The sequence below is a fragment of the Bacillus sp. FJAT-45066 genome, assembly GCF_002335755.1.
Classification (GTDB): domain Bacteria; phylum Bacillota; class Bacilli; order Bacillales; family Bacillaceae_I; genus Bacillus_CD; species Bacillus_CD alkalisoli.
Window position 1 is genome coordinate 2979422 of sequence record NZ_NISQ01000001.1, and the last position, 11487, is coordinate 2990908.

Here is an 11487-nt window from a genome sequence, read left to right on the forward strand (position 1 = left end):
TGTTTCACCTCCCTTTATACATTATAAACAGTTTCAAACAATTGAAACGTCATTATGCTTAGAAAAATATTTTTTGTTAAGTTTTTGACATGTTTCTGCAATATTGTTGTCACGAAAGTCGCCTCTTTTGGTAGAAAGTTATATTTGCCTATCAATTAACAGTTGATCCTGAATACGTTTTAAGCCTTCTTTTATCTTTCTCGCCCTTACTTCCCCAATACCTTCTACATCATCTAACTCTTCAACCGAAGCAACCATGGTATGCTTCAATCTTTTAAAACGGGTTACTAAGTTTTCGATGATTACTGGTGGGAGGCGTGGAATTTTATGAAGAACTCTATATCCTCTGGGTAAAACTAATTCTTCTGGACTTGTAAAGCTAGAATAACCTAATAGCTTTAATATGATGTTATCATCTAACAAGTCTGTATTGGAAAGCTTCTGTAACTTTTTTAATATAACAAATGCATCTTCATTTTTTTCCACACAATAATCCTTAATTAATAAAATTGTCTCTTCTTCCATATGTGCGATTAACTCTGTAAGCTGAAGACGGATAAGACGACCTTCTGTTCCTAATTCATTAATATAGCTAATGATTTCATTTTTTATTCTTAATACCATTTCTATACGATGTATAACCTGCAAAAGTTCCATAAACGTAACTTGTTCCTCAAATTCTAGTGCTCCTAAATTCGTTATACTTTGATCAAGTACCGATTTATACTTTTCTAACGTTTGGATTGCTTGATTTGCTTTCGTAAAAATTACTCCGATATCTTTTAATGCATAGCGAAATTCACCTTTGTATAAAGTGATAACGTTACGTCGTTGAGAAATAGCAACAACAAGGCTCCCAGTTTGCTTTGCCACCCGCTCTGCTGTACGATGTCTCATTCCTGTTTCGGTAGAAAGGATAGTTGGATTAGGAGTTAATTGTGCGTTTGCATATAATATTTTAGTGCCTTTTTCATTTAATATAATGGCTCCGTCCATTTTAGCTAACTCATACACATAAGCTGGACTAAACGAGCAATTTATAGAAAAGCCGCCGTCCACAATTTCTTTTACTTTCTCGTTATATCCAACAACAACAAGACCACCAGTATTCGAACGCAAAATATTGTCTAGCCCTTCACGAATTGGGGTGCCAGGTGCAATAAACTGTAAAATTTCTGCCACTAGCTTTTCATTTTGATTTATATCTTCCATTCTTGTCTCTAACCCCCTAGAACATATTGCAATGCTTGTTCTATCGTTGCAACCCCTATAACTGCAATCCCTTCTGGAGCCGTCCAACCGCCTAAGTTTTTCGCTGGTATAATGACACGTTTGAATCCTAACTTTGCCGCTTCCTGAACACGCTGCTCTATTCGTGAAACCCTCCGAATCTCTCCAGTTAATCCGACTTCTCCAATAACTACATCCGCTGCATCTGATGCTTGATTTCGAAAACTGGAAGCGATACTTACTGCAATTGCCAAGTCTATAGCTGGTTCATCGAGTTTGACACCACCAGCAACTTTCAAATAAGCATCTTGGTTTTGTAATAATAGTCCCACTCGTTTTTCAAGTACAGCCATAATTAAGTTAACTCGGTTATGATCAATGCCAGTTGCCATTCTTCGTGGATTTCCGTAGCCTGTCGCGGAAATAAGTGCTTGTATCTCTACTAATACCGGACGGGTTCCTTCCATAGATGCGACTACCGTTGAGCCTGCCGAACCTTTTGAACGCTCCTCTAAAAATATCTCCGATGGATTTTGCACTTCCGCTAAGCCAACTTCTTTCATTTCAAATATTCCAATTTCATTTGTCGATCCAAAACGATTTTTAACGGATCGTAATATTCGATATGTATGGTGACGCTCTCCTTCAAAATAAAGAACTGTATCTACCATATGCTCTAAAAGACGCGGCCCAGCTATTGCTCCTTCTTTTGTTACATGCCCAACAATAAAGGCAGCGATGTTTTTTGTTTTGGCAATTCTCATCAATTCTGCTGTACACTCACGGACTTGCGATACGCTACCAGGCGCAGAAGTAACTGCTGGGTGATAAACTGTTTGAATCGAATCAACAATCAATAATGTTGGTTGTACCTCTTCTACCGCTTTTGCAATCAAATCAAAGTCTGTTTCCGATAATACGAAAAGCTCATCTGCATTGACCTCTAAACGATCGGCGCGTAATTTTGTTTGCTGAACAGATTCTTCACCAGAAATATATAACACTCTATGCTTCTTTGTAGCTAATTGAGAACAAACTTGCAAAAGAAGTGTAGACTTTCCTATACCAGGGTCTCCCCCTATTAATACAAGGGAACCTTGTACAATACCTCCACCTAACACACGGTTAAATTCCTCCATGTCTGTAAAAATGCGTGGTTCTTTCATCGTTTGAATGGAAGTGATTGACTCTGGCTTTCTTATCGTTGCAGCACCTGTTGTAAAAGCACCTCTTCTGCCAGTACTTCTCTCCTCTACCTCTTCTGTCATCGTATTCCAAGCATTACACCCTGGGCACTTCCCCATCCATTTTGGTGATTCATACCCGCAACTCTGACAAATAAACTTCGTCTTACGTTTTGCCATACTAAAACCCTCTCCAGTTAAAAATACCATTGTTTTCCTAATTTTATGATACAACATTTAATATGTACAATCTAATTTTAGCTATTATTTTTTCCTGAAAAGTGAGTTTCTACCTATACAAGAAAGAGGTAAACACATTTTGCTTATGTTTACCTCCAGTCAATTAGCTTTTTGAATTATTTAACTTTTTCTACAGGGCGGACAATAAATTCGTTTTCAATGACATCTAAAACTATTTTTTGTCCTTTTTCGATTGTTCCTTTTAATAGCTCTTCTGAAAGCTTATCTTCAATATGCTTTTGAATAGCACGGCGTAGTGGTCTTGCCCCGTACTCTGGGTCATAACCCTCTTCAGAGATTTTATCTTTAGCTGCTTCCGTTAATTCTAACTCAATATCTTGTTCTTTTAAACGTTTTGTTAGTTGATCAGCAAGTAATGTAACAATCTCTTTTAAGTGTGGCTTCTCTAAAGAATGGAACACAATCATTTCATCGATACGGTTTAGGAATTCTGGACGGAACGCTTTTTTCAGCTCATCCATCACTTTTCCTTTCATATCTTTATAATTTTGGTTTTCATCTTGTACGTTAAAACCAACATACTTATTACGTTTAAGAGCTTCTGCTCCCACATTGGACGTCATAATTAAAATAGTGTTTCGGAAATCTACTGTTCTACCTTTAGAATCTGTAAGTCTGCCGTCTTCTAGTACTTGTAGTAAAATGTTGAACACATCAGGATGTGCTTTTTCAATTTCATCTAATAAGACAACAGAGTAAGGCTTACGGCGAACTTTTTCTGTTAATTGTCCACCCTCATCATAACCTACATACCCTGGAGGAGAACCCACTAAACGCGATGTAGAATGTTTCTCCATAAATTCAGACATATCAATACGAATCATAGAATCTTCATCACCGAACATAGACTCTGCTAAAGCTCTTGCAAGCTCTGTTTTACCTACCCCTGTAGGCCCAAGGAAAATAAAGGAGCCGATAGGACGCTTCGGGTCTTTTAAACCAGCACGTGCACGGCGAACAGCTTTTGAGACAGCTTTTACTGCTTCATCTTGACCAATAACACGTGCATGCAACAATTCCTCCATGTTAAGAAGCTTATCTGTTTCTGTTTGTGCTAATTTGGATACTGGAATTCCAGTCCAGCTAGCAACAACTAAAGCAATATCTTCTACAGTTACTTCATTATTTTCTTGTCCTTGCTTTTCTTTCCACTGCTTCTTCGTTTCTTCTAACTTTTCGCGTAAACGCTGCTCTGAATCACGTAAAGAAGCTGCTTTTTCAAATTCTTGGCTTTGGACCGCTGCATCTTTTTCATTTCTCACTGTTTCAAGCTTTATTTCTAACTCCTTTAAATTTGGAGGAGTTGTAAAAGAACGTAAACGAACTTTAGATCCTGCTTCATCAATTAAGTCAATTGCTTTATCAGGTAAAAATCGGTCAGAAATATAACGGTCAGAAAGTTTCACTGCCTGATCAATCGCTTCATCCGTAATGGAAACTCTGTGATGCGCTTCATAGCGATCTCGTAATCCAGTTAAAATTTGAATCGATTCTTCAATTGTTGGCTCATCCACTCTAATTGGTTGGAATCGACGCTCTAGTGCTGCATCTTTTTCAATATATTTACGGTATTCATCTAACGTTGTTGCACCGATACATTGTAATTCTCCACGAGCTAAAGACGGCTTCAAAATATTCGATGCGTCAATTGCTCCTTCTGCACCACCAGCGCCAATTAACGTATGCAACTCATCAATGAATAAAATGATATTTCCTGCCTGGCGAATTTCGTCCATTACTTTCTTAAGACGATCTTCAAACTCACCACGATATTTTGTGCCAGCAACAACAGTTCCCATATCTAATGTCATGACTCTTTTATCACGTAAAATCTCTGGAACCTCATTATTTACAATCTGCTGGGCTAATCCTTCAGCGATCGCTGTTTTCCCGACTCCAGGCTCACCGATTAGTACTGGGTTGTTTTTTGTTCTTCTACTTAATACTTCAATCACTCGCTGAATTTCTTTACTTCTACCGATAACAGGGTCTAAACTACCTTCACGTGCTACAGCAGTTAAATCTCTCGCTAAGCTATCTAAAGTAGGAGTATTTACATTAGAAGTAGATCCACCTTGGTGTGAACTCGATGTTTCACTGCTTCCTAACAGTTGGAGTACTTGTTGACGTGCTTTGTTTAAGCTCACACCTAAATTATTTAGGACGCGTGCCGCAACACCTTCACCTTCACGAATTAATCCAAGTAAGATATGCTCTGTTCCAACATAAGAATGACCTAACTTTCTTGCCTCATCCATTGAAAGCTCAATCACTTTCTTTGCTCTTGGTGTATAGTGAGGAATAGACTGTGTATTTTCTTGTCCGTGTCCAATTAAATTTTCTACTTCTTTTTGAATCTTTTCTGGTCCAAGTCCTAGTGCAACTAATGCTTTTGCAGCTATACCTTCCCCTTCACGAACTAAACCAAGTAAGATATGTTCTGTTCCTATATTGTTATGACTTAATCTAAGTGCTTCTTCTTGAGCAAGTGCTAATACTTTTTGTGCTCTCTCTGTAAATCTACCGAACATCATACATCATCGCCTCCAGTTTCTTTCGTTTTTTCTAATTGTAGTCTTTCTCTTATTAACGTTGCTCTTCTTATATCACGCTCATTCGGTCTTAGTGGACCGCCTGCGTATTGTTGTAAAAATCCTGGTTGGGTTACAATCATTAATTCATTTAATATCGTTTTTGATACTTGTTTTATGAGTCCTAAGTCAATACCTAGTCGAACATCTGACAAACATTTTGCAGCTTCTTTTGTTTCAATGATTCTACTATTTACTAGAACACCATAAGACCTAAACACTCTGTCTTCTAATTGTATGTGAGAAGTTTTAAGTAATGCTTCTCGTGCAGATCTCTCTTGCGTAATTAATTGATTTACTACACTTAATAAGTCTTCAACAATGTCTTCTTCAGATTTTCCAAGTGTTATTTGATTAGAAATTTGAAAAATGTTTCCTAAAGCTTCGCTACCTTCCCCATAAATTCCTCTAACAACTAATCCTAACTGATTAATTGCAGGAACAATTCGATTCATTTGCTGTGTAAGAACTAATGCAGGTAAATGCATCATGACAGATGCACGTAAACCGGTACCTACATTCGTAGGACAACTTGTTAAATAACCGTATTTTTCATCAAATGCATAGTCTACCTTTTCTTCTATCGCATCATCCAACTCTTGAGCGACTATTAATGCCTCTTCTAGCTGTAAGCCAGGAAATAAGCATTGTATGCGAATATGATCTTCTTCATTTAACATGATGCTTATGCTTTCATCTTGAGAAAGCAAACATGCCCCGTATGGTGAATCTTCAGCTAGATGAGGGCTTATTAGATGTTTTTCTACAAGCACCCTTTTTTCTACAGGTTTCAAATCACTAATCGTTACAAGCTCCAGTTCTTTAAACAAAGCTGATTCAACCATTTCTTTTGTTAGTAACTCAACAATTCCCTTTGATTCTTCGTTTGAAGCAACCGTTGGGTAATTAATATCTTCTAAGTTCCGAGCTAGACGAACTCGACTGCTTAATACGATGTCAGAAGCTGGCCCTTCATCGTTCATCCATGAGCTCAACGCAAGGTTAAGAAACTTTTCAAGAGACATTTTACTCTTCCCCCTCTTTACTTAATTTCTTCTCTAACGCTCTTATACTATCGCGAACTTTGGCGGCTTGCTCAAATTCTTCCTGTTTAATTAATTCCTTTAATTCTACTTTTAAAGATTCTAGTTCTTTCTTTACATGTATGCTACCACCGATTCGCTTTGGAACTTTTCCAGCATGCTCAGCATTTCCACTGTGCAATCTTTTTACAATTGGCTCTAAACGAGTTTGGAATGCTTTATAACATTGCGAGCACCCAAACCTTCCTACTTTTGCAAATTGGCCAAACGTCATTTTACATTTCTCACATTGAATAACTTTTTGTTCTGCAAAAGCATTTTGACTCGCTTTATTAATAAGTGGTTCTGTGTTTAGTAAGCCACCTAATAAGTTATTGATGGAAAACCCAGCATTACCAGGAAAAGAAAACATTTCCCCTTTTTCTTGCGCACATACTTCACATAAATGCACTTCTGACTTTTCACCATTTATTATTTTTGTAAAGTGCAAGGTAGCTGGTCGTTGTTGACATTCTTGACAGATCACGATACATCTCTCCCTTACCGATACTTTAATGTAGTAATCATCGCATGTAACATGCGAGCACGTAATTCATCTCTTTCCGGAAGTTCTAAGTATAAGACAGAACGGTCCATTACACTTATCATAATCTTCGCTTCTCTAGAAGAAATAACTCCTTCTTCTATAAGTCGAAAAATCACATCTTCCGCACTAGATTGCGATATTCTGTTATGAACAATAGTTAAAACTTGGTCAATAAGGTGTAAGTTATCATGAGGCTTAATCTTAATGATGCGAATATAACCACCACCGCCACGTTTACTTTCCACTACGTAACCACGCTCTAAAGTAAATCGCGTATTAATAACGTAGTTAATTTGAGAAGGTACACATTCAAACTTATCAGCAATTTCACTTCGTTTTATTTCTGCAAAATTTTCTTCATTACGTTCTACTATTTGCTTTAAATATTGTTCAATTATATCTGAAATGTTTCTCATGCTACCCCTCCCCTCTGACCTTGACTATCTTTGACTATAATTAAAATATATATAAACTTAAAGGATTTTTCAACTATTAAGTACCTAAACAGAGTTCCACTTTTTGTTAGGAATTAAACATGAATAAGAAAAAATAATACATTTTTCTATGTAATTATTAAATATCAACTAATGTTTGAATTGTTGCAGGGTAATGACAAATTGATGTAGAAAAGATTAATTCATTGGGAAAAACAATGCGTGTAAAAAGAGGAATGAAAGGAACATATATGAGAAAAATACCAGAAAACTATTCAAACATGATAACTGCTATTCATAAAGAGAAAGGACGAGAATGGTTAAACAACCTCCCCTCTCTAATTTCTTATTGCGAAAAAAAGTGGAACTTTTACATACAAGAGCCTTATGAACTTTCATACAACTATGTTGCTCCAGTAATTTGCAGGGATGGAAAGAAGCTCGTATTAAAATTATCTGTACCTAATCATGAATTTGAAGATGAACTAACCGCTATTTCATTATATAAAAATAACAAAGGAATGGTTAATTTAATAGACTGTGAAAAAGAAACTGGAATAATGCTTTTAGAGCAACTGGTACCTGGGATACCGTTATCCACCATCAAAAATGATCAAGCTACTACTCTTCTTGCTGCCCAAGTAATGAGACAGTTATGGAAAGAAGCTCATTTGCACACACCATTAAAAACTACCCAACAAAATGAATTTTCGTTAAAGAGAATTATTCAACAAAATCCGAATGGCATTGGTCCCTTTTCAATTGATTTGTTGTTAAATGTTTTATCTATATTTAGCCGTTTGAATTCTAGCATTCAAAAATATTATGTATTACACGGGGATTTGCATCATTATAATATATTATCCTGTCATGCCAGAGGATGGGTTGCGATTGACCCTAAAGGCTTAGTAGGCGAAAGAGAGTATGATGTTATACAGTTTTTATTAAATAGATTGCCAAATGATAATAAGACCCACGTTATTCAAAAACGTATAGAAATTTTTGTGGAACAATTAGATTTGAATAAAGAAAGGTTATTACTTTGGGGATATGTTCACTCGATTTTGTCTGTTTGCTGGTCAATAGAAGAAGGCGGAGACTGTAATAAGGACTTTTTCGAAGTAGTAGATATCTTTAATAGGTTATACTTGAGTGAGTTTCCAAATGGGGGTTATGGAAAACAATGAACTTTCTCGGTCTATCAAGTTCGTTTTCTTCTAATTTATAACTAAGTTTCACTTCATCTTTTACATACAAAAAAGCCCATCGCCTAAACGCTTAACTTTTCTTTTCTCATTGCCCTGGCAACGTCCTACTCTCACAGGGGGACAGCCCCCAACTACCATCGCACCGAAGAGCTGAACTTCCGTGTTCGCGGTGAAACCAGATGAGCTTCGAATCTCTTCGTCTGCTTCCGTCGCTACGTTCCTCACGTACCCTCGCAAACGTACACTCTGGTACTCACTCCGTCGCATCCTCGACCTTCTCGCTCCTCTGGTCCCGCCGAGTATCTGGTTTATATTTTATCCTGTATTCCTACTTTATATTAGACCTTCGGTCTTTCATCCCCATTCCTCACACGAACAAAAAAAGCCCAGCGTCTAAACGCTGAACTTTTCTTTTCTCATTGCCTGGCAACGTCCTACTCTCACAGGGGGACAGCCCCCAACTACCATCGGCGCTGAAGAGCTTAACTTCCGTGTTCGGTATGGGAACGGGTGTGGCCTCTTCGCCATCATTACCAGACATATGAAATTTTGAAGGATGTTCCTTCAAAACTAGATAACATGTTTTCCTGTCAAGAAAGTGATTGTATCGTTCTAATTTGGTTAAGTCCTCGATCTATTAGTATTCGTCAGCTACACGTGTCGCCACGCTTCCACCTCGAACCTATCTACCTGATCATCTTTCAGGGATCTTACTAGCTTGCGCTAAAGGAAATCTCATCTTGAGGGGGGCTTCATGCTTAGATGCTTTCAGCACTTATCCCGTCCGCACGTAGCTACCCAGCTATGCCTTTGGCAAGACAACTGGTACACCAGCGGTGCGTCCATCCCGGTCCTCTCGTACTAAGGACAGCTCCTCTCAAATTTCCTGCGCCCACGACGGATAGGGACCGAACTGTCTCACGACGTTCTGAACCCAGCTCGCGTACCGCTTTAATGGGCGAACAGCCCAACCCTTGGGACCGACTACAGCCCCAGGATGCGATGAGCCGACATCGAGGTGCCAAACCTCCCCGTCGATGTGGACTCTTGGGGGAGATAAGCCTGTTATCCCCGGGGTAGCTTTTATCCGTTGAGCGATGGCCCTTCCATGCGGAACCACCGGATCACTAAGCCCGACTTTCGTCCCTGCTCGACTTGTAGGTCTCGCAGTCAAGCTCCCTTGTGCCTTTACACTCTACGAATGATTTCCAACCATTCTGAGGGAACCTTTGGGCGCCTCCGTTACTCTTTAGGAGGCGACCGCCCCAGTCAAACTGCCCACCTGACACTGTCTCCCACCCCGATTAGGGGTGCGGGTTAGAATTTCAATACAGCCAGGGTAGTATCCCACCGACGCCTCCACCGAAGCTAGCGCTCCGGCTTCTCAGGCTCCTACCTATCCTGTACAAGCTGTACCAAAATTCAATATCAGGCTACAGTAAAGCTCCACGGGGTCTTTCCGTCCTGTCGCGGGTAACCTGCATCTTCACAGGTACTATAATTTCACCGAGTCTCTGGTTGAGACAGTGCCCAGATCGTTACGCCTTTCGTGCGGGTCGGAACTTACCCGACAAGGAATTTCGCTACCTTAGGACCGTTATAGTTACGGCCGCCGTTTACTGGGGCTTCGGTTCAAAGCTTCGCTTGCGCTAACCTCTCCCCTTAACCTTCCAGCACCGGGCAGGCGTCAGCCCCTATACTTCGCCTTGCGGCTTCGCAGAGACCTGTGTTTTTGCTAAACAGTCGCCTGGGCCTATTCACTGCGGCTCTCTCGGGCTTTAACACCCTAACAGAGCACCCCTTCTCCCGAAGTTACGGGGTCATTTTGCCGAGTTCCTTAACCAGAGTTCTCTCGCTCACCTTAGGATTCTCTCCTCGCCTACCTGTGTCGGTTTGCGGTACAGGCACCATTCTCCTCGCTAGAGGCTTTTCTTGGCAGTGTGAAATCAGGAACTTCGGTACTAAATTTCCCTCGCCATCACAGCTCAGCCTTTATGAGAAGCGGATTTGCCTACTTCTCAGCCTTACTGCTTGGACGCGCATATCCAACAGCGCGCTTACCCTATCCTCCTGCGTCCCCCCATTGCTCAAACGGAGTGAAGGTGGTACAGGAATATCAACCTGTTATCCATCGCCTACGCCTTTCGGCCTCGGCTTAGGTCCTGACTAACCCTGAGCGGACGAGCCTTCCTCAGGAAACCTTAGGCATTCGGTGGATGGGATTCTCACCCATCTTTCGCTACTCATACCGGCATTCTCACTTCTAAGCGCTCCACCAGTCCTTACGGTCTAGCTTCAACGCCCTTAGAACGCTCTCCTACCACTGTTCGTAAGAACAGTCCGCAGCTTCGGTGATACGTTTAGCCCCGGTACATTTTCGGCGCAGAGTCACTCGACCAGTGAGCTATTACGCACTCTTTAAATGGTGGCTGCTTCTAAGCCAACATCCTGGTTGTCTAAGCAACTCCACATCCTTTTCCACTTAACGTATACTTTGGGACCTTAGCTGGCGGTCTGGGCTGTTTCCCTCTTGACTACGGATCTTATCACTCGCAGTCTGACTCCCATGGATAAGTCTTTGGCATTCGGAGTTTGACTGAATTCGGTAACCCGATGAGGGCCCCTAGTCCAATCAGTGCTCTACCTCCAAGACTCTAACACATGAGGCTAGCCCTAAAGCTATTTCGGAGAGAACCAGCTATCTCCAGGTTCGATTGGCATTTCACCCCTACCCACACCTCATCCCCGCACTTTTCAACGTGCGTGGGTTCGGGCCTCCATTCAGTGTTACCTGAACTTCACCCTGGACATGGGTAGATCACCTGGTTTCGGGTCTACGACCACGTACTCATTCGCCCTATTCAGACTCGCTTTCGCTACGGCTCCGTCTCATCGACTTAACCTTGCACGGGATCGTAACTCGCCGGTTCATTCTACAAAAGGCACGCTA

7 protein-coding genes and 2 rRNA genes are annotated in these 11487 nt (G+C 40.5%); 1 reads left to right on the top strand and 8 read right to left on the bottom strand.

Annotated elements, in window-relative coordinates; all coding sequences use genetic code 11:
* Window positions 1-138: 138 nt before the first annotated feature.
* The 6 genes from disA to CDZ92_RS15125 form a co-directional block, all read right to left on the bottom strand.
* The gene (gene disA, locus CDZ92_RS15100) at window positions 139-1212 is read right to left on the bottom strand and encodes a DNA integrity scanning diadenylate cyclase DisA (protein WP_096156015.1); all 1074 of its coding nucleotides are present in this window, start codon (window positions 1210-1212) and stop codon (window positions 139-141) included.
* 8 nt (window positions 1213-1220) lie between these two features.
* Entirely contained in the window at window positions 1221-2594 is a 1374-nt protein-coding gene (gene radA, locus CDZ92_RS15105) for a DNA repair protein RadA (protein ID WP_096156017.1), read from the bottom strand.
* Window positions 2595-2770: 176 nt separating this feature from the next.
* Window positions 2771-5209 (bottom strand): ATP-dependent protease ATP-binding subunit ClpC, encoded by a 2439-nt coding sequence (clpC, locus tag CDZ92_RS15110; protein WP_096156018.1) that lies wholly within the window; start codon window positions 5207-5209, stop codon window positions 2771-2773.
* Window positions 5206-6291 carry a protein arginine kinase gene (locus CDZ92_RS15115; protein WP_096156020.1) on the bottom strand — a complete coding sequence of 362 codons (1086 nt, stop codon included), beginning with the start codon at window positions 6289-6291 and terminating at the stop codon, window positions 5206-5208. Before CDZ92_RS15115 ends, clpC begins: the two co-directional genes overlap by 4 nt.
* Window position 6292: 1 nt before the next feature.
* Window positions 6293-6835, bottom strand: coding sequence for a UvrB/UvrC motif-containing protein (locus CDZ92_RS15120; protein ID WP_096156022.1), 543 nt, complete (start codon window positions 6833-6835; stop codon window positions 6293-6295).
* Between the two features lie 14 nt (window positions 6836-6849).
* Complete coding sequence (locus CDZ92_RS15125; protein WP_096156023.1) at window positions 6850-7311, bottom strand: CtsR family transcriptional regulator; 462 nt, start codon at window positions 7309-7311, stop codon at window positions 6850-6852.
* A gap of 236 nt (window positions 7312-7547) precedes the next feature.
* Here CDZ92_RS15125 and CDZ92_RS15130 point away from each other — a divergent pair, with 236 nt between their 5' ends.
* Entirely contained in the window at window positions 7548-8516 is a 969-nt protein-coding gene (locus tag CDZ92_RS15130) for an aminoglycoside phosphotransferase family protein (protein WP_096156025.1), read from the top strand.
* Window positions 8517-8958: 442 nt separating this feature from the next.
* Here CDZ92_RS15130 and rrf read toward each other — a convergent pair.
* Window positions 8959-9075: ribosomal RNA gene (gene rrf / locus CDZ92_RS15140) — 5S ribosomal RNA — on the bottom strand.
* Window positions 9076-9160: 85 nt separating this feature from the next.
* Window positions 9161-11487, bottom strand: a 23S ribosomal RNA gene (locus tag CDZ92_RS15145).

Bases quoted from the DNA above. Each gene is read 5' to 3' on its own strand.
- CDZ92_RS15115 (WP_096156020.1), bottom strand. From the start codon at position 6,291: ATGTCTCTTGAAAAGTTTCTTAACCTTGCGTTGAGCTCATGGATGAAC.
- radA (WP_096156017.1), bottom strand. From the start codon at position 2,594: ATGGCAAAACGTAAGACGAAGTTTATTTGTCAGAGTTGCGGGTATGAA.
- disA (WP_096156015.1), bottom strand. From the start codon at position 1,212: ATGGAAGATATAAATCAAAATGAAAAGCTAGTGGCAGAAATTTTACAG.
- clpC (WP_096156018.1), bottom strand. From the start codon at position 5,209: ATGATGTTCGGTAGATTTACAGAGAGAGCACAAAAAGTATTAGCACTT.
- CDZ92_RS15130 (WP_096156025.1), top strand. From the start codon at position 7,548: ATGCGTGTAAAAAGAGGAATGAAAGGAACATATATGAGAAAAATACCA.
- CDZ92_RS15125 (WP_096156023.1), bottom strand. From the start codon at position 7,311: ATGAGAAACATTTCAGATATAATTGAACAATATTTAAAGCAAATAGTA.